The organism is Yoonia sp. 208BN28-4 (genome assembly GCF_037543925.1).
Taxonomy (GTDB): domain Bacteria; phylum Pseudomonadota; class Alphaproteobacteria; order Rhodobacterales; family Rhodobacteraceae; genus Yoonia.
Genome location: NZ_JBBIFY010000003.1, coordinates 322179 through 348315, shown reverse-complemented (window position 1 = coordinate 348315; position 26137 = coordinate 322179). Strand labels below are relative to the sequence as shown.

The following is a 26137-nucleotide window of genomic DNA, read 5'->3' as shown; positions in this document are numbered from 1 at the left end:
TCCATGCTGACGGGCGTGAACCACATCACCCTTTGCGTCACCGATCTGGCCAGGTCGGTGACGTTTTACCATGACATGTTGGGCGCACGCGTCGCAGCAATCTGGGATCGCGGCGCGTATCTGGAGATCGGATCGCTATGGCTGTGCCTCGAGGTTGCTGCGACAGTGATGCCACGCGATGATGATACGCATATCGCCTTTGCCACCGACAATTTCGCAACCGACAGCGCCCGCATCACCGCCCCCCGCTGGAAAGAAAACCGCAGCGAGGGCGCGTCGCTCTATTTCCTGGACCCGGATGGCCACAAGCTGGAACTGCACGACGGGTCGCTGGCCTCTCGCTTGGCGCATTGCCGCAGCAACCCGCCCGCAGGTTACCGAGAGGCCTGAGGTAAACGCCCCCGTGATTTGCGACTTGGCCACACGCGCCCTATCTTAGCTCAAACCCAGAGGGACGCCGCATATGCCAGATCACGACCGCCACACCAGCCGCAGCCAAGCACAGGCCCTGCGCCATTCGCGCGAACTTGAAACACATCTTGGATGGCTGGATGGCATCACAGGCACGGCCCTTGGCGTGCTGGCCGTGGCATCGGGCATCTATACCTACCTTGGCGTGTCATCCCTGCTTGATGACACCGGCGCGCTTAGTTTCTTTGCGGCGATGGCGTATTCCGTTGCGGTGTCGGTCGCGATCTTTGTGTTCTGGTCCTACCTGATGCGACTTTTGCCAGCGGTGCGCACGGCGGGGGCACGGATCGGGCTCTTCCTGTCGATGTGCATGGGCAGTCTTGCGATTATCGCCATGTCGTCGTGGCTGAACGCCGCCGCCTTGGCAGGAGCGGCGGCCGTGGAACAGCACCTTGCGACCACCGTTCAGGACTACCAAACAGCGTTGGAGCGGGCCAATACCATAGCTGTCAGCGCCCAAGGTCTGCAGCGCGATGTCGCACGCGTGCGGCAAGGGTTTGAGGACCTGAGCAATCAGGAAGCCACTGGCAACCTGTCCGGCATTGCGGGCGAAGGGGCCGTGTTCCGCCTGCTGCAACAGAAATCCGACGAATTGGCAGCACTCGAAAACCAGATCGCCAGCCAGCAACCCTTTGTGGACGCCGCCTTTGCCGAAGGGAACGCGATCCTGAGCCGGATGCGCGCGCTGACGGTTGAGGCGGGCCCGGTTGAACCCCGCTCAGTCTTGTTCAGCGAAGAGGCGGTGCGCCTTGCAAATATCATCACGCAGCTGCGCCAGCTTTCGGTGGCCCCCCTTGTCGTGCGGGCCGCGCAGGATTTGTCGGCCTCTGTCGTCACACCGCAGTTAAGCACAAACAACGCCGTCACCCGCGACCAACAGGCCGCTACGGTGGATTCGGTGCTGGTTGTGTTGGGCCAACGGGCCGAGACGCTGCGCCTTGCGGCGACCTCTGTCACGGAAATGGCACCTGCTCCTGATACGGTCTATACACCAATTTCCACCGCCGATGCGGTCATCCGGTATGCGGGCAATTTTATCCCCTCTTGGGCGGGCGCCATTGCGATTGATTTGTTGCCAATGGTCCTTGTCCTGATCATCGCCGTCACGCAATCCGCGATCCGCGCGGGCCGTGACGGATCAACGTCCGAAGACATGATGACACTGGCCGACCTGCGTGCTGCTATGACGGCGCTGCGCGAGATTGAGGATAGCCAAGCGCCACAGCCACAGCCTGCCAAAGTCACTGTGGTCGAAACCAAGCAGCCCGCAGAATGAGCGCGACGCTGCACCCGACCGAAGCGCCCCCGCGCCCGCCGTTCTGGACAGCGGCGCGGATGCTCAAGGCCGTGCTCTTGGTGCAGTTCGGCTTTGCTGCCGTGCTGTTTGGTGGCGACATGGCGCGTGTGCTGCCGCAACTGGCCAGCCCGTCCAACGCACCGGCACTCACCGAACCCTTGCGCCCCGGCGACCAGACCCGCCGCTATGATCCGGCCCGTGTCCCAACCCGCGAAGCCAGCCCCAACAGCCGCCCCCTTCCCGCAACTGGCGATATGCCGTCACGGCTTTTGTTCGAGGCAACCAACTGGGACGGGCAACGCGCGCTTGTTGTGACGGGTGCGATTGCAGGTGGTGACGCAGACCGCTTTGCAGAGTACATTGCCACCCGCGAAGACCCCGAGATTGTGTTTCTCAATTCGCCCGGCGGTTCGGTCGGTGATGCGCTGGCCATTGGACGTCAGCTTCGCGCGATTGATGCCGCAACGGCCATGTCGGAAAGCGACGTGTGCCTGTCCGCCTGCCCCTACATCCTTGCCGCTGGCATCACCCGCACCATTCCCGAGGGGGCTTGGGTCGGTGTGCACCAGCACTTTTTTGGTGAAAACGTGGCCTTGCCGGCGTTTCTGGCAGTCGAGGACATCCAGCGCGGTCAGGGCGATGTGATGACCTATCTGAACGACATGGGCATCGACCCACTGGTCATGCAACACGCGCTGATCACACCACCCGACGAAATCTATATCCTGACCCAGGACGAGCTTGTGGCCTACGATTTCCTGCCAGCGCCAGAGGAATAAGCCCCTTCCCCCTTGACCTGCGCCGCATCTGCCAACAATAGGTTTGCCATGAGTACTGGACACCTATCGATTGATGCTGGCGCGATTGCCGAAAACTGGCGCGCGCTGGACGCAAAAACCAACTGTGAAACGGCAGCCGTTGTCAAAGCAGATGGATACGGGCTTGGCGCTGGCACCGTTGCCAAGGCGCTGGCCAAGGCTGGCGCTCGCAAGTTCTATGTGGCCGTCGCGGAAGAAGGCGCGGCTGTGCGGCAGGCGCTTGGCCCGAACGTCGAGATCGGCGTGTTTTCAGGGCATATGCGCGGCGATACCGATATGATTGGCGATCTGGGCCTGACGCCCATGCTGAACTCCATTGATCAGGTGACACGCCATCTTGAAAGCCTGCCCGGACACCCGTTTGGCATCCAGCTTGATACAGGGATGAACCGTCTTGGCATGGAATGGGATGAATGGGCCGCCATCGCGCAGATCGCGCTGGCCCAACGTCCGACCGTGGTCATGTCGCATCTGGCTTGCGCGGATGAACCTGACCACCCGATGAACCCTTATCAGCTGGACGTATTCCACCAGATGACGGACGGGATCACCACACCGCGATCCTTGGCGGCCACTGGCGGTATCCTGCTCGGCAAGGACTATCACTTTGATCAAACGCGTCCGGGCATCGGCCTTTATGGTGGTGAGCCGTTCAGACAGTCCAGAACTGTCGCGCGCCTTGACCTGCCAGTGATCCAGATCCGCGATCTGGATGAAGGCGAAGTGGTGGGATACGGCAACGCATGGCAGGCAGAGCGTCCGTCAAAGATTGCAACCGTATCAGCGGGTTATGCTGATGGCCTCATCCGCGCGATGTCCGATCGGGCGATGTTCTACTATGACGATACCCCCTGCCGCCTTGTGGGGCGCGTGTCGATGGACCTGATCACAGTCGATGTGACCGACCTGCCGGAAACACCGCAGGCGCTGACCTTGCTTGGCCCGCAGCAATCGGTTGATGATCTGGCCCGTGCCGCTGGCACAATCGGTTATGAAATCCTGACGTCGCTTGGCAGCCGCTATTCGCGCCGGACCATCGGGTAGATGCGCTTTGTGGCCGCAATCGGGGCCGCTGTTCTGGCCGGTCTTGCGGCCATCGGACGTGTTGCGATCTTTGTCGCACAAACCTTGGCGCATCTGATCCGGCCCCCGTTTTACAGCGGTGAATTTGGCAAGGCGCTGATCCAGATCGGGTTTCTGTCACTTCCTGTTGTCGGCCTGACCGCCCTGTTCACCGGCGGCGCCCTCGCGTTGCAAATCTACGCAGGCGGCGCACGTTTTTCTGCCGAAGCGGTTGTCCCGCAGATCGTGGCGATTGGTATGGTACGCGAACTGGGCCCCGTACTGGTCGGTCTGATGATCGCAGCCCGCGTAACATCATCCATCGCGGCCGAGATTGCCACGATGAAAGTGACCGAACAGATCGACGCATTGGTCACGCTGTCGACCCATCCCATGAAATACCTCACAGTGCCGCGCGTGCTGGCCGCCACGCTCGTCGTGCCGCTTTTGGTCGCGGTGGGTGACACGATTGGCATCATGGGCGGTTATATCGTCGGCACCGAACGGCTGGGGTTCAATCCGGCCAGCTATATCAAAAACACCGTGGATTTCTTGGAAAGCCGCGATCTGATCTCGTCACTGGTCAAGGGGGCCGCCTTTGGCTTCATCGCTGCCGTGATGGGCTGCTACTTCGGGATGCAATCAGCGCGTGGCGCGGCTGGCGTCGGGTCCGCGACAAAAGGGGCCGTGGTTGCGGCATCGGTCCTGATCCTTGCCGCGAACTTCTTTTTGACAGAGGCGTTTTTCACCCGATGATCACGCTCAACGGCATTCATAAAGCGTTTGATAACAAGCCGGTATTACGCGGCGTTGATCTTGATGTGCCGCGTGGGCAAAGCATGGTTGTGATCGGCGCGTCAGGGTCTGGCAAGTCGGTCATGCTGAAATGCATCCTTGGCCTTGTGACCCCTGACGCGGGTCGCATCACTATCGACGGGCAAGCGCTGACACCTACCAATCGTGATCACTTCCTGGCCGATTTTGGCATGCTATTTCAGGGGGCCGCCCTGTTTGACAGCCTGCCCGTCTGGCAGAACGTGGCGTTTCGCCTGCTGCGCACCCATAGCCGCGCCAAGGCCCGTGACATCGCCATTGCAAAGCTGGCCCGCGTCGGATTGGAGGCCGATGTCGCCGACCGACTTCCGGCCGAACTGTCCGGCGGTATGCAAAAGCGCGCGGGTCTGGCCCGTGCGATTGCAGCCGACCCCAAGGTGATTTTCTTTGACGAACCGACAACAGGGCTTGATCCGATCCGTGCCGGCACAATCAACGCGCTGATCCGAGAAGTGGTCACCGATCTGGGCGTGACTTCCGTGACGATCACCCACGACATGACCAGCGTGACGGCCATTGGTGATCACGTCGCAATGCTGCGCGACGGGGCGATCGTCTGGTCAGGCACGCCCCAGCAGATGCAACAGGCTGATGACCGCTATGTGCAGCAATTCATCACCGGAGCGCCGCATCCTTAGGTCAACCGATTCGCATGCAAAGCGGGCCGATATTGTGCCAAACGCCTCGTAAAATCGGATTTGCGGCAGAATTTTGGCAAAAAGTCCGGCGCTGTGGCGCGGCTGCACCCAGCTTCGCGGTCGCGGCATAAAACATGAGTAGCAAACCCATACCTTGTGTTGGCCAACGTCTTTACACCTAGTCATTGCGGCAACACGGGCAGCGGTCTGGCGTCATAGCTGCCAAATCTGTCCGAATTTGTGAAACGAAGCGCGTAAATTATGCCGATTGTTGCTGTAAACTGTCGTTTACACACCACTCGGCAATTTTTTGCTCTTTGGGTGCAACCATTTGATAACCTATTGTTTAGGTTAACAGAGCAAATGATTTTAGGGATGAGCCTGGTGGCGGGGACTTTTCAAACACTGACGCGATTGATGCACGCACTTTCGCTTTTTGTCGTCGCGGTCATTTCCGTTTTTGCGATCAGCTATACAACCCTTTGCGCACTTGGCTTCGCCCCGTGGTTCACACTGACAGCAACCTTCGGCGAATTGGTCTTCCCCGAGGCCGGATTTTACCTGCAACTGGTGATCACTGCATTGGTCGGATCGCTGTTGTTCTTTATCCCAGCCAGCGGTCGCACGCTCGCGCTTGAGCAAAGCCACCGCAATTTCCAGATCAAAATGGAAGACGTGGCCCACGCCTATCACCTTGTACACACTGCGGACCGTTCCGGCCTGTTTACCCTGTCCTCCGAATTTGACGCGGTGCGCGAACGTCTGTCCTACCTGCGCGATCATCCCGATCTTGAGCGGCTGGAGCCCGGCGTGATGGAAGTCGCAGCCCAGATGAGCCAGCAAGCCCGCCATTTGGCCGACGTTTATAACGACGATAAGGTCGCCCGCGCCAAGGATTTCCTGCGCCAGCGCCAACAGGACGCAGAACTGCAGCAGGAACGCATCGTTGAAGCCCTGCATTCCTGCACCGAAATCCGCAAATGGGCGCAGCAGGTCGAGCTAGAAGAAAGCATTGTCGCATCACAGCTTGCCCAGCTTGACGAGCAACTGCAGTCCGCCCTGCCCGCCTTGGGTTACAGCCTTGAGCACGAACCTGACGAGATTGTCGAGGATATGTCCGACGATGATCTGGAGGATGTCGATATCGCGTCCGAGATGTCCGGCCCGATCATGCCCGATGGCAATGTCGTCAACCTGCCCAAGAAACCGGCAGCTGAATAGCCCCGCGTCCTTCCTTTAGGAGGTAGGCATGCTGACAGCCTTGCGCGTTCTCAACCTCTCGCTTTTGGTGCTTTTCCCGCTGGCATGGTTCGCACCGTTAATGCGTGCGGGGCTTTTGCCGCTTTTTGGCCTGTCCGAAATCAGCGTTATCTCAGGTTTGCAAAGCCTTTGGGAAAGCGACGTGGCCCTTGCGCTGCTGGTTACTGCATTTGCGCTCTTTGCCCCCTACTTCAAGACAATCGGCCTTGCGCTTGTGCATTTCAACTTGCTCAAGGCTGCGACTTTGCCGGTGCTGTCCTATATCGGGAAGCTGGCGATGGCCGATGTGTTTCTGATCGCGCTCTATGTGGTCGTGGTCAAAGGCATCGGGATCGGCAAGGTGGAAACGGCTTGGGGGCTTTGGCTGTTTACGGGCTGTATCCTTGCCTCGATCCTCGTATCGACGCTGACAGCGCGCCTGATCAAGCAAGGCAATCTTCCAGACTAATCGCCGACGGCATTGCGCAGATGACTGCCGCGCAAAAAAGGTGCGGCCAGTTTCCCGGCCGCACCTTGCATTTTGATAACGCTTTCAGGCGTTAGACGATCTGGAAATCGTCCTGTACACCCATCAACGTTGCGTTCTCGATGGTGATGAAACCGTCCGTACCGAAGTCGAGGATCAGGTCACCGTCCATCTCGCTGGCATAAGCGGCAACATCGGCGCTGGTTGTGAGATACCCGAAGTTATCCAGCTCCAGCGTGTCGATACCGGCCTCGAAGTCGAGGATCGTATCGACGCCCTCGCCCATATCGAAGTGGAAGGTGTCAGCACCCGCCCCACCGATCAGAATATCAAGGTCGCTGCCTGCGCCGCCATCGAACCAGTCGGCACCGTCACCACCGGACAGAACGTCAGCACCGCCGCCGCCCCAGATGCTGTCGTCGCCGTCGCCACCAAAGATGCTGTCATCACCGCCACGGCCACTCAGGCGATCGTTGCCTGTGCCACCCTCAAAGCGGTTGCTTTGCGCGTCACCCAGCAGCACATCGTCGCCGTTGGAACCGATGATGTTTTCGATCAGCACCAGCACGTCGTTGCCAGCCGCGTTGCCTGTCGCACCACCTGATGTGGTGCCGTCGGTCAGGTTGATCTGCAAGCCACGCTGGAACGCCGAGTAATCGGCGGTGTCGCTGCCATCATCACCTGTGATCGTGTTGGCACCGCTGCCGACTGTAAAGTAATCGTCACCGTCGCCACCGAACACCGTATCGCTGCCGGATCCGTCAAGGATAAGATCGTTACCACCCATGCCCAGGATCACGTCAGCACCGGCCCCGCCGCTCAGCAGGTTATCAAGGTCGCTACCGGTCAGGATGTCACCACCCCGTCCGCCAATCACGCCCTCGATATCGGTAAAGGCATCGTTGCCAGCCGCGTTACCGGCCTGACCACCTGTGGTGTCACCCGTTGCAAGGTTCAGGCTGATGCCACGACCCGACGCAGAGTAATCCAGCAGATCATCACCAGCGCCACCGTCAAAGGTGTTGGCACCCGCACCGACCTTGAACACATCGTCACCGTCGTTGCCGAAGATGAAGTCATCGCCGCCAAGGTCAAGGATCAGGTCGCCGCCATCACCACCGGCGATGGTGTTGTTGCCGGTTGTACCTGTCAGGATGTCATCACCCTGACCACCGATCAGGCCCTCGATGTTGATAAAGCTGTCATTGCCAGCGGCATTGCCAGCCTCACCGCCGGTGTTGTCACCGGTTTCAAGGTTGATCGCCAGACCACGCGACGAGGCCGAGTAATCAAGCGTGTCATACCCGTCTTCACCGTCATAGTCGTTGGCACCGCTGCCTGCGATGAACAGATCGTCGCCAATGCCACCAAAGACGATATCGTCGCCAGCACCGTCAAGGACCGTGTCATTGCCACCACGGGCATCGACCAGATCGTCACCGCCAAGTGCGTCGATATAGTCGTCCCCTTCGGTGCCAAAGTAGATGTCATCCCCTTCGGTCAGATCATCAACACCGTTCAGCGTGAATGTGGCAGAGGTCATTGTCTGACCGCCGTCCTCATCCTCGATGGTGTAAGAGATGCTCAGAACAATGGTGTCACCATCATCGGCACTGATGTTTGGATCATCTGTGTCGATTGTGAAGGTGCTGCCCGCAAACGTGCCGTAGTTGCTCAGCGGTGTGCCGGGAACAAAGTCCATTTCGGTCACGCCATTGAACGTCAGGTTGCTGACGGATGCATTCGACACTGTCAAAAGCAGGCTGTCGACATCTGCCGCACCGGCCAGCAGATCAAGGCTCTGATCGCCCGTATTTTCACTTACCGTAATGGATGGCATGCCACCAATCGGCGCGTCATTGACGTTGGCAACAGGCACGGTCGCGCCAGAGGTTCTTTCCTCCGCTGTGCCGTTGTCGTCGATGTAGCTGACCGTCACGGTCAGTGCCTTGCCAACTTCGGCGTCACCGGGGGTGAAGGTGCTGTCGGTCGCACCAGCAATTGCAACACCATCAGCAAGCCACTGGTAGCTGAATGGTCCCAGCCCATCGGCATCAAACATGGTGAAGGTGTCCGCGAACAGTGGCGCGTCCTCTTCCACGACCGAACCCACGATGAACGGCGAGCCCATCAGGGGGTCGTTCACGTTGGCGACCGGCGCAGTTGCAGCAGAGGTGATCTCTTCCGCGGTGCCGTTTACGTCGGTGTAGCTGACAGTCACGGACAGTGATTTGCCGACTTCCGTGTCACCCGGTGTGAAGCTGTCCGCGTTTGCACCCGAAATTGCCACACCATCGGCCAGCCACTGATAGCTGAACGCGCCCAGACCATCGTCGTCCGTGATGCCGGATGTATCGACGGTGAGCGTCGCGTCCTCTTCCACAGTGCCGACGATGACTGGCGTGCCGACCGGCGCGTCGTTGACGTTGGTCACCGGTGCTGTTGCGTCAGAGGTGATCTCTTCCGCTGTGCCGTTGGCGTCTGTGTAGCTGACGGACACGCTGATGGCAGCGCCTACTTCGGCATCACCCGGTGTGAAGCTGTCGGCGTTTGCACCCACAATCGCCACACCATCGGCCAGCCACTGATAGCTGAACGCACCCAGACCATCGGCGTCCGAAATACCGGATGTATCGACGGTGAGTGTCGCATCCTCTTCCGCAACACCCACGATCGTCGGCGTACCCACTGGCGCGTCGTTCACGTTGGCAACCGGCGCTGTTGCGTCGGAGGTGACCTCTTCCGCTGTGCCGTTGCTGTCGGTGTAGCTGACAGTCACGCTGATGGCGGCGCCTACTTCGGCATCGCCCGGTGTGAAGCTATCGGCATTTGCACCCACAATCGCCACGCCATCGGCCAGCCACTGGTAGCTGAACGCCCCCAGACCATCGGCGTCCGAAATGCCGGATATATCGACGGTAAGTGTCGCGTCCTCTTCCACTGTGCCTAGGATTGCTGGCGTCCCCACTGGCGCATCATTGACCGGCAGCAGATCAAGATCTGCCGATGCCGTCGCCACCAGCGCCCCGTCTGACACTTCGTAGGTGAAGGTCACCGCGCTGTCGTCATCACCAAACGGCGTGTAGGTCCAGGTGCCGTCCATATTGTCGACAAGCCCGCCGTTTCCGCTGGTCAGTGTCAGCTGGGTGACGGTCAGCGTAGTGCTGTCCACGTCGCTGGCACCGGCAAGCAGTTCAGAGGCTGTGATGGTCCGCACAGTATCTTCGTCCGATGCGGTCAGCGTGACGTTTGCGGCTGTTGGCGCGTCGTTGTCGCCTGTGACCTCGACGGTGACAGTGGTTGTCGACTGGGCGCTACCATCGTCCTGCACGGTATAGAGGAAGGTTGCGGTATAGACCTGACCACCAACCAACGCGTCTGGCGCGCTGAGCGTGTAGCTGCCGTCGGTGCTGACATTTACGATCACACCGTCATTGGTTGTGACCTGAAAACCACCCGCTGCGGCAGCAACGGACGCTGTAACAGTCCCTGCAACATTGATGATTGTCCGGTCGTCATTGACGTCCTGATCGGTGTCATTGGTCAGCAAGTTACCCGTTGCCGTCGCCGCTGCATCCTCGGTGGTGGTAATCGCATCCGCCACCGCAACGATAGCGTCGTTCACACCCACAATCTGAACCGAAACGGTCGCGGTATCTGTGCCGCCAAAGCCGTCCGAGATGGTGTACTTAAACTGGTCCGTCGCTATTTCGCCTGCGCCCAGTTCGTTGAACTTGGCGGTGGCCGATGTGAGGTTGTAAAGCAACTGGCCATTTGCAGCCAAGGTGACCTCTGCGCCCCAATCGGTGGTGATGACGCCGGACGCCGACGGGCTCACGCTGTCGGATGCAGGCATAAACAATCCGATGCTGTCATCCACATCTTCAACCTCAGTCACACTGAGCGAATTAAACTCGGGATCGTTGTCGGGTAAGTCGAGCGTCAGCAGGTTCAGACCCGACGCGAATGCGCCCTCCGACAGGATAAATGTGTCGTCGATAGCATTCGGGCTATCGTTTTTCGACACGATCAACACGCCGACCGATTTGTGCATTGCGACGCCGCCGTCACCATCGGTGAGGTCAAGCCGCACACTGCGTGTGGCCTGTGGCGTGTCGTCTGTGGTCGCATAGGTCAACGCCTGAACGACTGTCTGAACATCGCTCAAACTTGGCGCATTGATGAAACTCACCGTCAGGGCGCCCGTATTCAGACCCGTCACCGTCGCGATCTGATTTCCCGACAACAAGACAGCGTCGGACGAGATCTCAATTAACCCGCTTTCATCCAGCGCAAGTCTATCCGTGGCATCGCTGCCGCCAACGCTCGCCGTAAATACTGCACCATCGTAATCCAGGCCGTCCACGTCCGTCAGCGTCACCAATGGCGCGACAGCTGTTGGCACAGGCGCCGCATCATCAATTGCCTCGACATGCTCGGAGAACGGTTGGAGTGTATTATCGATTTCGGTCGCATCGTTCACCGCAGCGATATCAAGCGCGAAGGTATCGCTGGCTGTGAGGCCCGCAGCATCGGTGGCGATGACTTCCACGTTCACCGCGCCGTTAAAGTTCTGCGGCGGTGTGCCCGAGATGACGCCCGAAACCGCATTGATCGACAGCCATATTGGTGACGACATGCCAAGGCTGTAGGACAGCGTCGCATCATCCACGTCTGCAAAGGCATTTGCAGGCACGGTAAAGCTGAACGACTGGTCCTCTGTCCCGCCTTGGTCGGCGATCGGATTTTCGACCTCCGGTGCGTCATTGATCGCATTAACAGTCACATTGACGGTTCCGGTATCACTCAACGCGCCGGTGGTGTCGTCGGTGACGGTATATGTGATCACGGCAAGACCGTTGAAATCCTCTGCAGGGTCAAAGGAAATCTCTGTGCCCGACACCGATACAGTTCCCTGTGCCGGAGACACGCTTGCAGTGACGGTCACCGTGTCACCATCGCGTTCGTTAATCAGCGTTCCCACATCGATGGTCGTGCTGTTGTCCTCGTCGGTGGTTGCGGTTGTGTTGCCCGCCTCGGGTGCATCATCCACTGCATTAACCTGCACATTCACAACCTGCGTGACCGTGCTGCCCTGACCGTCTGTTACGGTAACCGTAAAGGCGTCAGTGCCGTTGAAGTCTGCGCTTGGCGTGTAGATGTAGGCACCGCTTGTCGCGTCGATCGTGACCGACCCGCTTGCAGGCGCGCCTGTTCCGGTGTTCACAACCGCGTAGCCAATCGATGCGGATGTATCCACGTCGGTAAAGACCACCGCACCGGTCACGTTGTTGTCTTCTGTTCCAACTGGGCTGACTTGCGAACTGGCCGCATCAATCACCGGCAGATCGTTCGTTCCGCGCACAGTGAATGTGACAGAGCCTGTGTTGGACACCAGCCCGCCGCCGTCTGTCGCGGTAAAGCTGATGACCACATCAATTTCGGTTCCCGGATCAAGCGGCTGATAGATCGCCGCGCCCCCGTCAAAACCGAACAGGCCAGTTGCACCGTCATAGCTGATCCCTGCCACCGACAAGCCCGCAACGGCAGCGCCGTTGACCGTTGCCGCTGTGAAGGTCAGCGATGATGGATCGATGTTGCCATCAACATCCGTGGCGAAGGCTCCCAAAGGAATACCCATACCCGTGGCTGTCACGGTGCCGCTGAATGTCTCGTCCTCGTCCACGGTGTCGAATGTCCCTGCGGGAATGATCGACGCCTCAGGCGCTTCGTTGACGTTTGTCACCTCAAGCGCAAACACCGCACTGGCATCAGGAGAGCCACCTACAAACACATCATCGACTTGAACGGTCACATCGTACGTGCCGTCACCGCTGAAGTCGGATGCGTTTTCAAAGTCAGGCGATGCCCCTGTGAAGTGCAGCTCGGGTCCGCCGGGGGTGTGCACGATCGCAAAGAAGCTCGCATCGTCGCCGGTCAACATCAGCATGTTGTCCGTGACGATTGCGTCGTCCGTCACTGTGATATCGGCAACCTTAATACCTGAGCCGATGACTGTGTTTTCCGCCAATGTTGTGACAGCGTTGTCCAGTGTCAGGTTGGTTGGTGCTTCGTTCACATCAGTGACGCTGACTGTGATGGTCTGGTCTGTGGAATTGACACCATCCGATGCGTTCACAACCACTTCAAAGCTGGTCTGTGCCGCTTCAAAGTCTGGTGCGGCTTTGAATGACAGGCTGCTGACACCACCAACTTCGGTGATTTCAAACAGGCTTTCATCTGCGCCGCCGTTCAGCGTGAACGAGATGCCGCTGACCGGTGTATCAACGTCCGTTGCTGCAAGGTCCACAACTGCGGTCTGGTTCTCGGCTGCCGTCTGCACCGCGTTGGTCGCAAAGACCGGCGCGTTGTCGTTGGCATCCAGAATTTTCACCGTGAACATATCAGACGCGGTTGAACCGTCCTGCGACGTCGCGGTGATTGTCAGCGTATGGGTGGTTGCTGTTTCAAAGTCAGGCTTAGGCGCACCCGCCACGCTGGACAGCGTCACAACGCCGGACGCGCCATCAATCGCAAAGATACCGGTCGGATCCCCGTCGGTGATCGCATAGGTCACGCCATTTGTCGTGGCGTCACCATCTGTCGCCAGAACCGTGATGCCAACGGCCGTGCCTGCGCTGGCGTTCTCTGACACCTCGTTTTCCGCAGCGTTCACGTCCGCTGGCTGCGTCACGTCCACTTCGTCCAAATCGTTGATCTGGATCGTGAAGGTCGAAACAGCGCTTGCCGCGCCGTTTGCAGGCGTCGCGGTCACTTCGATGGTCAGGTTCTCATCGGCCTCGCGGTCGATGTCTGCACCGGCTTTGACTGTGACAACACCGGAATTGGCGTTGATCTCAAAGTCGCTGGCGCCAGTGCCGCCCGTAATCGCATAGGACACAGCACCAGAGGTCACATCCGCATCGGTTGAGTTGGCAGTGATCCCGACAGTCGTTCCGGCGGTCGCGTTTTCGTCCACCTCGTTGGCAGCAACTGCACTATCGACAGGCGCGGTGGTGATGTTGTCGTCCAGATCATTCACGTTGATCGTGATCTGCTGCGTATCTGTCAAGCCCAGCACATCGCTTGCCGTGACCGTCAGAATGTACTGCTGTCCTGCTTCTGCATCCAGTTCAACACCATCAATCAGCGTGATCTCACCCGACGTGCTGTCGATCTCGAACAGGCCGGCCGCACCAGTGGTGATCGCATAGGACACTGTATCGGTCAGGTCGGTATCATCGGCCGAAGCTGTGGCAAGCACTTGCGTGTCAGGCACGTTCTCATTGGCGCTGACAATGACATCGCCTGCTGCAACCGGCCCGTCGTTGGTGCCTGTCACGGTGATGGTCACAACCTGTTCGGTCGTGGCCCCTGCTGTGCCGCCCTTTGTGTTGGCGTCTGTCGCCGTCAGTGTGTAGGCGATTTCAAGCGTCTCGCCATTTGCAAGGAAGCCGAACGCATTGTCGCCGGACATCGCGGATGTGAACGCCCAGTCAAAGTCTGTGCCAGCCGGGCCATCAGCCAACATCGCACCAGTCGAGGCCGCAAATGTGCCGCCTGCCTCGCGCACCTGCATCATCGATGGCAGCGCCGATGGCAGCGCAACCGGAAGCGGCCCTGCATAGGTGCCACCCATCGTGATCGCAGCGTTTGTGACCGCAACGGATACGGTATCGGATGTATCTTCGTCCGATACGTTCAGCGTGCCGGATGTGGTGATCGTTTCATCCACAACGCCGTCTGCTGCTTCTAAAGCGCCACCGCTGGTCAGCGCGCCTGTGATGACAGGGGTGTCATTCGATCCGATGATCGTGATCGACACCTGCTGCAGCACTTCGCCACCGTCGCCATCAAAGACGCGGATGTTGTATTGCTGCGGGCTTGTGTCCAGCGCCTCACCATCGGCAAGGCTGTTCAGAACGCTGTTGTCGATCTCGAACGTCCACCCAGCCGAGCTGTCGGCCACCGTTCCGGCAGCAGGCGAGAAGGCAATCGTGCCCTGATAGCCTGCGCCAAGCTGTTGGAAGCCGAAGGACGGGATGTTGTCACTGTCCACGTCAGTGAACGTGATGGTGCCGCCAGATGTCACCTCTGTGCCGGTGTCGGTTTCCGCCAGCTCCTGCGCTGTCACCTCGACCACACCCATCGTGACCGCGGGCGTTGTCGTTGTAATGACAGGATTATCGTTAACCCCTGTCACGTTGATGGTCAGGGACGTTTCGGCAAACAGACCTCCCCCGTCGGTTGCACGCACGTTGGTGGTGATGACAGGCACGTTGCCTGCATCCAGCGCATCAATGCCCGCAGCGTCCGGCGCAAAGTCGTAAGCACCATTGCTGTTCACGGTCAATGTGCCCAGCGCGATCAGCCCCATACCCGGTGCGGATGTCACTGCACCTGATGTCTGGTTGTAGAAGAAGCTTTGGCTGGTTGCACCGCTTGCAACTGTCTGGCCAGAGATCGCGTATTCAAGTTGCCCTGCACCAGCGGCGGCATCATCGCGATCCGTTGCCATAAGGGTGCCGGACAGATTTGAGGTGGTAAAGCCGTCAGCAGACATATCGGTCGTGGCAGCCGTGTCGACAATCGCGCCCACAGCAGGTGCCGCGATCTCGGGCGTGTCATTGGCAGGGGTGATGTCCACAGTCAGCGTTGATGTGTCGGACGCACCGTTCTCATCGGTTACCTGAATGGTGAACGTATCGGTGGTGGCCGCACCGCTGGCGGCGTTGATCGCGGCAGCGTTTGCCTCGTAGCCATAGCTGCCGTCAGTATTGATCGTCAGCGTGCCGTATGTGCCGGCAAGGCTGGTGGACGTATCCATTCCGCCCAGCACCTGCCCCGCGATGGTGTATGTCAGCACGGCTGCATCATCCACGTCCGAAGCGGCGGCGGTGATTGTACCGGTCATTGCGCCATCGATATCGGGTGTCGCTGCAAACAGATCGTTTGCGGCTGTATCCACTAGACCACCGATATTCACATCACCGATTGTCGGCTGATCATTAGTGCCGACAACGGTGATTGTTGCGGTCGCGCTCGATGTTGCACCGCTATCGTCCTGCATCTGGTAGGACACTGTCACGACAGCCGTGTCATTCAGATCAAGCACGTCAAACGCCGCACCCGGTGTAAACACAAGCTGGTTGCCCACAATCGTCGCGGTTGTATCCGTCCCAAGCGCCATCACATCCGTCAGCGCACCGGTCACACCGGTCAGCATGACAGAGTTCAATGTGAAGTTTGCAGGTCCATCGGTCGCATCCACATCGGTGTCATTGGCCAGCACATCAATCGTGATGGCTGTGTCCTCGTCAGTGACCTGCACATTATTGGCAGGGACCATCGTGTCGTAGTTTGTCGTGTCGCCCACAGCTGTTGGCGCGTCATTGGTGCCGGTCAGCGTGATGACAACATCCTGCGACACTGTTTCATCACCGTCTGTCACTTCGACTGTGTAGGTCAGCGTAACGGTATCCCCGTCTGCCAGCGCCTCAAGATCAAGCGCCGCGGCATCGTAAGTCCACGCACCAGCCGAATTGACCGAGAACGCACCACGCAGGGCAGCCACATCAATGGCCGCAGGCAGAGGGGAAACCGTCGTATCGATATTTGCGATGTAGGCGACGGTCACGTCCGCTGCAGCTGTCGAAACACTTGCCGTAGCAAGGTCGTTGGCATCGGCATCCGCAAAGGCGATTGTGCCGGTGGCAACGGCGTTCTGCGATGGGATCATATCCGCTGCAGCGTTTTCGATGATAGAGCCGCTCACGCCGCTTGCCATGCTGTTAATGATTGGCGCGTCGTTGGTGCCTGTTACAGTCACTGTCACTTGCTGAACAGCGCTCGTGCCCGCCTCGTCACGGCCAGATGCAGCACCCGCCCCGTCATCTGCGGTGATATCGTAGACATATGTCAGCGTCTCACCCGCACTCAGGAAATCAACAGCTGCGTCCGCGACCGAGAAGGCCCAGTTGATCGTATCATTGTCGGTTGTGTTGGTGGCCGTGAAGGTCGCAGTCGGAATGGTCAAGCTGGCCGGATACGCCATGACCACCGCACCGCCCGCATCTTTCCAGACCGGCGTGCTCGCCGTTGCATTGATCATGTGGCTGTCGGTGATATCGGCATCCGTTAGGGTCAACGTGCCGCTGTCTGTCAATACGTCGGTGCCGTTGGTGTCGCCCGTCTCTGTCGCCATGCCAGAGTCGGAGTCCCCCATTGCCAGTGAAATCACAGGCGTATCGTTGGTGCCCCGCACAGTGAATGTAACAGTGTTGCTGTCTGTGCTGCCGTTTCCGTCCGTGACGGTAAAGCCGATAACGACATCAACCTCGTCCGCTTTCGCCAAGCCCTGATAGGCCGCAACGCTTCCGTCAAAGGACAGCGCCCCAGTCATGTTGTCATAGGTGATACCCGCCGCAGCAAGTGCTGCCGCACCAGTCTGTGCCATGCCACCATCGATCGTGACGCTGTCGAATGTGAACGCGTCAAAGCCCAAAGCTGTTTCCGCATCGGTTGCAAAAGCAGAGATCGGGAACTGGCCGGGGCCTGTAGGCATGCCGGTGACCAATGCGCCGCTGAATGTCTCGTCTTCTTCGACGACATTGGGGTTTGTGACCGCATTTGCCACGGGCGCATCGTTTGTGCCCGTGATCGTAACCGTCAGCGTAGATGTTGTTGTGCCGCTATCGATGATCTCTTGATCAACGCCGGCAGGGTCACCGTCTGTGGTGACTGCTGTCAGGCGGCCATCAGGATCGGTCACGGTGTATGTAAACTGCTCGGTCGGTGCATTGCCTGTGTTCAGGCTGTCGGCTGCCACTGGATCAATGGTGTAGGTGTAGCTGCCGTCAGCGGCAATCGCCAACTGGCCCAAAGGTGTGTCGATGATTGTGTTGCCGGTGGCTGCAACAGCGTAATCGGTGCCGCCAAAGTTGACAGATGTCACCAACAGCTCACCGGTGTCGGCCACGGGTGCCAGATCGGGATCGTCGTCGTTGTCAAGCACGTTGCCCGTTGCAACAGCGCTGCCTGTGACACCCTCGCCCGCTTCGATCACATTTGCGACGTCTGCATCCGCTTCAGGGGTCGAGTTCACACGAATGTTGATGGATGCCGCCAGCTCTTCCGAGCCGTTCGCACCATTCTCGGCGCGAATTTCAAAGCGGTACAACCCTGGAGCCGCCGGATCGAACGACCCGATCTGTCCTTCGCTCTCAAGGAACTCGAAGTTTTCGGTGAACTGTAGGGTATTTGTCGCCAGAACCGCCGCAGTCGATCCGGCAGGAAGGGCCATGGCATCCTCAGCCGCCTGCAAACGATCCGCAAGCGTCCAGTTTGCGATGCTCGTTTCTGCGCCCATCGCGTCGATTTCAAAGATTTCAAAGACGTAGTCACGGTCACCGAGTGTGCCGCCGTTCATGTCGGTATCAGCACCAATCGAGTAGTCTACGTTCCAGCGGGCCGCCGTAGGGCTGGAACCGTTTTGTGCGGTTCCGGCACGTGCGCCACCAGGCACAACATAGCTGCCGCCTGTCGCGTCAGACGGATCAACAGTCTGACCACCCGTAAAGGCGATCTTGGCCGTCAATGCGATCTCGACACCGGGTGCATCGTTGGCATCGGTTGCAACAACAAACTGGTTGTTATCACCGGGAATTCCGCTGCTACCTGCGATCATAAGATTTCCACCAGCGTCCAACAGAACCGGGTTCACGCTGGCACGCGTAGCAACGATATCGCCATCCGCCACAGCAGCCACATCAAAGCTCAACTGTGCTGCCTGTGGGGCAATGCCGTCGGTGACATCGTAATCAATAGTGATTGTGCCGTTAAAATCGGTGGGTGGCGTGATGGTGTACGTCTGCGCCATCGCGTCATAGGTCCATGTCGCGTCACCGCTTGCGGTGAAGTTGGCGACAGACAGACTCGTCCCGCTGACATCCAGATCATCGCCGTTGACCGACAGATCATCACTGTCGTCCACATCGCTCCAGCCTTCTAGAAGCTGTGCAACAGTCACGGTGATCACATCACCTTCGGTCGCATCGGCCAACGTTGCCGCTGTGCCAAGGACAGGAATGTCGTTTGTGCCGGTCACAACCAGCGTCATGTCCTGCGTCGCCGTGCCGCCAAATTCATCTGTGACGGTCACAGTGTAGGTTAGTGCGATTTCCTCGCCCGCCGCGACAAAATCGAAGTCCTTGTCAGTGATCTCGAACGTCCAGTTGGCGACATTTGCAACGCCGGATGTGTCGTTGGCCAAGGTCGCCATGTCCGACAGATCAAACGTCAGCGCCGTTTGCATCGCGCCGGTATAGGCCGCTGCAAGGTTGCCAGTGGCATCCACCCCGCCGATGGTCGCCGCCGACAGCGCGGCAGAGATCATGTGTGTGTCGGCATCTTTCGGCGCGGCAGCAAGGCTGTTCACGTCCACGTCGTCAAATTCGATCGAACCCGTCAGGCTTTGCGTGTCGGTCTGCCCTTCTTCAACAGCGCCCTGATCCTCTACCAGCTTCGGGCTGGAGGCTGACAGTGCGGCCCCTGTGCTGTCCTTGATGGCTGTGATGTCAGGCGCGTCGTTTGTGCCCTGAATAGTGACCACGATATCTTCTTCGACGCTGGCGCCCTGATTATCGGTCACCAGAACCTTATAGCGCTGCACGATGGATTGATCGGCGGACAGGTTTTCGATCACGCTATCCTGCACTTGAAAGCGGAAGCTGACCTCACCGGTGCCGGTGCCTGTGGCCACCTGCGGGAAGCCGGGCGAGAATGTCCCGACGTAATTGGCCAGCGCGGGGGTATCCCCCATTGTGCCCAAAGTCGGCGTGATGGTCGCCGTGTGCGACTGCGTCAGCTCAACGTCATCAAAGCCAAGGGTGAAGTCCTGCTGGTGCAGGAACATATTCTCGGACCCATCGGCATTGGTCAGTTCCGTGATCGTCTCGGCAAAATCTGCCGCTGTGCCAAGGAAATATGGCGCGTCGTTTGCACCATCGACGGTCAGCGTCACTGTGCGCGTGACAGTATCTGGGCCGGATGTGACATCAAACTGCACATCAACGGTGATCGCCTGTCCGGTATCAAGACGGTCAAACAACAGCGCGTTCTTGTCAAACGTGATGACACCTGCGCCAATGGTGAACAGGCCTTCGATATCTGTCGCAGATACGCCGCCCAGTGCGGTCAGCACACCGGCAGATGTCGTGCTGGTGACCGAAATTGCGCTCACACTTTGCGCATCGCTTTCGTCCACTTCGGTAATTGTCGCGGTCCCCAGCAGATCAACAGTTTGCATATCTGCGGCAGCAGGCGCAGGCGGCTGCAATGTGACGATGGAATCGCCTTCGTCAAAGTTCGCGGGGTTTGCCACCGTCACAATCGGCTCGTCATTGGTGCCGTTGATGGTAACCGTCACGATCTGGTCGTCGGTTGCGGCGTTGTTGTCGGTGACGCGCAGCGTGTAGTCCAGAACAAGGCTCTCGCCTGCGGTCAGATAGTCAAAGCGCCCTTCGCCGGATGTAAATGTCCACTGCAGGCCGTTGGGCGTTGTGACATTGATCCCGAGTGTCCCGGCATCTTCGTCGGTGATTGTCATCAACCCCTGAAGATCGCCTGTGGTCAGCGGCATATCCGTACTGTTGCCGCTTGTGATCGCTACGCCAACAACCTCGGCTGTAAATGTGTCAGAGTTATCGACGTCCGAAAATCCAAGCGTGCCAGACGTCATGACCGTTCCATCGTCGCCTGTCGGATCGGTTGGATCTGTCTCGCCGGGCTCGGTCGCTGCACCGGATGCGCCTGCGCTTCCGTCGATGACAGGAGCGTCATTGGTGCCGGTGATTGTGATCGTGACCTGTTTCGGCGCGGATTCCGAGTCCTCGTCGCCCATCGCCGCGGTGAAACCGTTGTCATCATCGGCTGTCACATCAAACACAGCTGTCAGCGTGTCGCCAGCCGCAAGGAAATCAACATTGGTGTCAGCAAGGCTGAACGCCCAGTCAATCGTGGTGTTGGCCGTTGCGTTAGTCGCTGTAAATGCCGCCTCGACCGCTGCGTTCAGGCCCAAAGGCACGGACACAGGGCTGCTGCCATCGGTAATGGTCAGGGAAGCGAGCGATTTTGCAATCGTATGGGTATCGGTCAGGTCAACGTCAGTGACGGTCAACGTGCCGCTGGCGGCAAGATTGCCAGCCATGTCGGCGTCAGTTGTTTCGGCCCGAATACCTGTATCGGCAGAGCCGGTTGTTACAACGGGCTGGTCGTTGGTGCCATTGACCGTGATCGTCACATCCTGCGACACGGTTTCGGTGCCGTCAGTGACAGACACCGTATAGGTCAGCGTGATGGATTCGTCGTGCGCCAGATAGTCGAAGTCACCAGCGTTGCTGTTGAAACTCCAGTGCACACCGCCTGTCGTATTGGCGGTATTGATGACCGTGTCACCTACATTAACTGCGGAGAAGAGCGACGACAGATCAAGCGGCGCAGTGGGCAGCGTACCGGTCGCAGCTGTTGCAACAGCCGAGATTTCGACAAGGTTCATAGTGTCGACGTCTTCGACGGTGAACGAACCGGATGTTGATAGCGCGCCATCGCCTTCTTCGATCGTCTCGCTCACGTCAGTCGCGACAGAAATCGTTGGTGCATCATTTGCACCTGTGACGGTGAACGTGAATGTCTGGTTCGCGGAATCAGCCAAGCGCGCGTCTGTGGCTTTGACAACAACGGACACCGTGCGTGTCTGACCGTCCTGAAGATCCTGGAAGTCGGCATCGGTTTCGAACGACAGCGTTGTGCCGGTGATTGTGGCACTGCCTTCTGCGGGCCCTGTCACGATCGTATAGGTCAGGTTTGCACCGTCGTTTTCATCATCCAGATCATCGCCAAAATCGGCCAGATTGACCGTCACTGCCGGGCCATCTTCGGTTGCGGCCGTGCTTGCGGTTTCGGCAGAAATGGTCGGCACATCGTTTGTGCCTGTGATCGTTACAACGACGTTCTGCGTGGCTGACTCGGTCCCGTCATTGGCGGAAATCAAATACGTTAGCTCAAGAGTTTCGGACTGGTTCAGGAAATCAAAGGCTTCAATGCCAGAGTTGAACTGCCAATTGATTGTGCCAACTGTCGCGGTGTTGTCGATGACGTCCACCGTGTCGACGCTCATCATTGCGGCAAGTGTCGCATTGTCGACAGCCGTTGCATCACCACCCGTGACAACGACAGCATCCACCTGTGTCGCGACGGTATTGGTCACGTCCAGATCGGTCACAGTCAGCGTTCCACTGTCGGTCAGCGTGCCGTTGCCTTCGTTTGCGGCCCCTGTCGCACTGTCCATGCCGACCAGCGAAATCTGCGGCGCATCATTTGTGCCGGTCACAGTCAGCACGACGTCTTGCGTGATATCGTCGTTGCCCGTGCTGCTGTCGTCGCTGAATGTCAGCGTGTAGGTCAGCGTGACGCTTTCGCCCACTGCCAGATAATCAAAGCCGTCTGTTGTGCTGAAATTCCACGTGTACGTGCCAGTCGTGTCGCCATTGGCAATCACGGTGGCCCCTGCCGTGTCAAACATGGCAAGCAGCGTGGCATCATCGGCCACATTGCCGGTGGTATCATCGGTAGACACCGCCACTGCGGACAGTGTGACTTCATCCGTGGTGTCCACGTCGCGCAGGCTGATGGTGCCTGTAAAATCCAGCGATGTCTCTGTCTCGGCCTTGGACTGTGTGTGGTCCACAGTTGCTGTCACTTCAGGCGCGTCGTTTGTACCTGTGATTGTGACGGTGACAGGTTGGTTGGTGGTCGCGCCCTCACTGTCAGTGATTGTGATGCGGAAGACCTGCGTAATGGTCTCACCATCACCAAGCGCGTCAATGACGGCCATTTCAGCCGCATCAAAGGATTCCAGTGACCAATCGATTACACCGGTTGCGGCACCAGTGGCCGTCGTCGAAATTCCGGGGAAGAACGTACCAAAGAACACGCCGCCCGGCGCGTCTGTGGCCAATGGCGTCACCGACAGGAAGTGATTATCGCCAAGATCGTCGTCGTCAAAGGTAAAGCTGCCGGTGGCTTCAAAGCCTGTGGGATTGTTCTCGGCAGCCTCATCTGCAGGCATATCAACCCGCTCGTTCACATTGCCGACCAGCCCAGCCTGCCCTGCTGGCACAGTGGCGGCATCGTTCACGTCAGCAAGGCTCACACTGTAGGTAAAGTCGGTCGTGTTCCCCGCATCGTCTGTCGCAGTGATCGCAACTAGCAGAACTTCACCAAGGTCTTCGCGGTCAAGCGCTGTCGCATCCGCGATTTGCAATTCGTTGCCAACGATTTTGAACGCGTTGCCGGGATTGCTGGTGATGGCAAAAGTATCGCCGTCAGTCACCGAGAACGTCACCACAACATCGTCATTCATGCTGCCCACCGACTGCGGCAGACCATCCGGGTTCTCCAAAATGCCCACGCCGCCGGAAACAGCAAAGGGATTCACCAAGTCAATTGCGGTGCTGGTGGACCGACCTGTTTCAGCGGTCATCGAGTTACCGAACTGGTCTTTGGCACCCGAAATATCGACGGAGATATTAGCCAGATCGTCCATGTTGTTATCGGTCACATCGTAGGTGATGGTCAGCGTATTGCCGCTCCAAGCACGCGTGACGGACGACGATTCGGTCAATCCGGCAGGAATACCCGCGACAACCACGTCAGCAGGCGCGCTTGTGTCCATCGGCTCCGAGAAGGCGATGCTCAGCGCGACGGTCCCGCCTGCATCCGCGTCGGAAATAACGCCATCATTGCCATCAACGCCGGAAAAGCTGGCGGATGTCACGGTGGGCTTCACAGTCTCAAGATTGAAACTGTTGCCCATCGCGGACGCGGTGTTGCTATTGTTGTCGGTTACATCAAGGTTCACGCTCAGAGGACCGTCCGGCAGCAGCGCCTTGTTGGCCGCCGACAAGGTGATCGTGCCGTTGGCCGCGATTGACGTTTCGTGGGTCACAGTTGTCATGCCTGACGTCACAGTCAGCGTGCCTGTTGTGCCAGCATCCAGACCGGATACCGCAATCTGGATATCTTCGTTCTCGTTGAAGGTCGTGTCGCCCGCAAAAGACATGCTCATCGGGTCGTTCACAAACGCAACCGTCAGGTCCCCGCTCGCGTCGGCTGTGGTGTCAAGTTCTGTGCCGCTCAGCGTGCCGCCAACTGTCGGGGACAGTGTATTACCGCCCGCATCTTTCGCGTCCGAAACAAGAACCGCGATATCGCTGATCTCGTCATCGCCGGTTTCGTCAACGGTATAAGCGATCTTGTATGTCGTTGCGGTCTGCCATCCCAGACCCGGACCGGACACAGACGGAGCAGTCAGCGACGTGCCGGCACCGCCTGCAAGCGACACTGTTGGCGTGACAGCCATATTCATGGCTTCGCTGAACGTAATCGTCAGGGTGACTGTGGCGGCGTCATCAGCTTCGTTCACGAGCAGATCATCAAACACCGCAGACACAACTGACGGTTCGATCGTGTCAAGGTTGCTTGCGCTATTGCCAAGCGCAAAGGAATTGCCCTGTGCGTCAAGAACAGTCACTTCACCAGATGCTGGGGCTGCGAAAATATCAGTCGCGCCATTGCCCAGATCAATTGTCCACGTGTCGGGCGGACCCGCGACAAATGTCAAATCTGCGGGAGCGATAGTCTCGGACAAGGTGATTGTGTCGCCTGCGAACACATTCACAAATGTCGTGCCACTGTCAGTGCCGATATATTCGTCAGGTCCGGATGTGCCCTGCACGAAGATCGAATTTGGCGATCCAAAGCCGCCATAGGTCGCCCCGATGGTCAAACCGGTCAAATCAAGGTTGGTCACCCCGTCAGCCGGACCCGAATAGGTCCCGGCACCTGCCATAGGATCAATGTAAACCGGCGGCCATGGGCCCGCTCCATTTGTCGAAGACGATCCGGCATCACCCACTGTCAGGCCCGAAAAATTGATGCCAGACAGATCGTTGTAGCCCTGCACATAAAGCAAGGTCTTCTCATAGTTTCCGGTGACCGAAACATTCGAGAACGTGATCGTTCCCGCAGGTGCGCCAACGGTATGCGCCCCGACGTCCTCAAAACCAGCGATCTGGAATGCGTGGTCAGCTGTACCGGTCGTGCCGCTGATGGTCACATCTGTCAGCGATGCATCGCCGATAAATTCGAACAGGGAAAAATCACCGCTCCCGCCCGATGAACCACCACCATTCTCCGAGGTCGTCACGTTCACAAACGAGACATCAAGCCCCGCGCCACCGCCATTGATAGCGACACCATTTTGCGAGAAACCGGTGACATCGACATTGTAGATGTTCAGCGCGACGTTGGCTGTATCGGTATACCCACCAGCATAGCGTACACCGCTGTTAGCTGTAGCCTCGGCTGCGTCAAAATCAATTCCATCGATCGTCACAACACTGCCATCAGCCAGAGGCGAAATGGTGATCGAGCCTGTCGTCACCGTCGCGCCTGCATCTGCAACGATTGTCAGCGATTTATCGAGCGTCAGATCTTCTGTGTAGGTCCCGCCAACAACGGTAATCGTGTCCCCCACAGCTGCGGCAGTGATAGCAGCTTGAATTGATGTGAATCCGCCGGTGGCGCCAGTCGCGTCTACGATCAGTGTTGGCATGAGAAGTCTCCAGAGAAGTTATGGTGTGAGCGCAGTCAGCTGCGCGAAATCGAAAAATTGGTTGTCGCGGATGGCGAAGGTCGGAAATGACGTCATGCACCCGCCAGATGCGGATGCGTGTGCCAAATCTTCAAAAGCCTATTCAGCGGCGTGGGATTTAGATATCTCGTCGCAGTGCGGCATATGCGGCATCGCAAATACGCTGCCGTCTTTTAGATCTATGGTTTGGAATAAAACGAACCCCGGTCCGCCTTTCACAAAACACGTCAAAATCAATAAGCATCAGTCCACCCCAAAAACGCTACCGAACGACTGGTCCCCACCAAACACGGCCCGATAAAAAACGGGCGACACACTTCTAAATTGACGAAGCATATCGGCGCAAAACAGCCTTATGTCCGACACTTAGCCGCAGTTTGTAAAAGTTAATCAACAGTAAAGACTGCTTGACACGCCTCCTGTCAGCCAACCGGATCGCGGCCAGTCAAGCGCCATTTCCAGAGCCGTTTTTCCCCGTGCGCGGACAATCTGGCTTTATTTTATTAGGGAATAAAAATCCGGCAAATCACGAATTGCGCAATTTGGTTGGCAATTCACGCCGCCCACCACTTCAGGAAA

General features: G+C 58.3%; 9 protein-coding genes. 8 read left to right on the top strand and 1 reads right to left on the bottom strand.

The window, feature by feature from the left end; all coding sequences use genetic code 11:
- Window positions 1-3: 3 nt before the first annotated feature.
- The 8 genes from V8J84_RS11815 to V8J84_RS11780 all read left to right on the top strand — a co-directional run bounded on the left by V8J84_RS11815 (window position 4) and on the right by V8J84_RS11780 (window position 6828).
- A complete protein-coding gene (locus V8J84_RS11815) occupies window positions 4-390 on the top strand; it encodes a VOC family protein (protein WP_339931356.1) in 387 nt (128 codons plus the stop codon).
- Window positions 391-463: 73 nt separating this feature from the next.
- Window positions 464-1747: a hypothetical protein gene (locus tag V8J84_RS11810; protein WP_339931354.1), complete on the top strand. Its 1284-nt coding sequence runs from the start codon at window positions 464-466 to the stop codon at window positions 1745-1747.
- Window positions 1744-2547 (top strand): hypothetical protein, encoded by an 804-nt coding sequence (locus V8J84_RS11805; RefSeq protein ID WP_339931352.1) that lies wholly within the window; start codon window positions 1744-1746, stop codon window positions 2545-2547. Before V8J84_RS11810 ends, V8J84_RS11805 begins: the two co-directional genes overlap by 4 nt.
- 48 nt (window positions 2548-2595) lie before the next feature.
- A complete protein-coding gene (gene alr, locus V8J84_RS11800) occupies window positions 2596-3630 on the top strand; it encodes an alanine racemase (protein WP_339931350.1) in 1035 nt (344 codons plus the stop codon).
- Complete coding sequence (locus tag V8J84_RS11795) at window positions 3631-4404, top strand: MlaE family ABC transporter permease (RefSeq protein ID WP_339931348.1); 774 nt, start codon at window positions 3631-3633, stop codon at window positions 4402-4404. It begins immediately after the preceding gene.
- Window positions 4401-5120, top strand: a complete 720-nt coding sequence (locus V8J84_RS11790; RefSeq protein WP_339931346.1) for an ABC transporter ATP-binding protein — start codon at window positions 4401-4403, stop codon at window positions 5118-5120. Before V8J84_RS11795 ends, V8J84_RS11790 begins: the two co-directional genes overlap by 4 nt.
- A 417-nt stretch (window positions 5121-5537) precedes the next feature.
- Window positions 5538-6341, top strand: a complete 804-nt coding sequence (locus V8J84_RS11785) for a DNA repair protein (RefSeq protein WP_339931344.1) — start codon at window positions 5538-5540, stop codon at window positions 6339-6341.
- Between the two features lie 28 nt (window positions 6342-6369).
- On the top strand, window positions 6370-6828 hold the full coding sequence (locus tag V8J84_RS11780; protein WP_339931342.1) for a paraquat-inducible protein A: 459 nt from the start codon (window positions 6370-6372) through the stop codon (window positions 6826-6828).
- Window positions 6829-6919: 91 nt separating this feature from the next.
- Here the strand turns inward: V8J84_RS11780 and V8J84_RS11775 are convergent, their stop codons facing one another.
- Entirely contained in the window at window positions 6920-25519 is an 18600-nt protein-coding gene (locus V8J84_RS11775; RefSeq protein WP_339931340.1) for a VCBS domain-containing protein, read from the bottom strand.
- Window positions 25520-26137 lie beyond the last annotated feature (618 nt).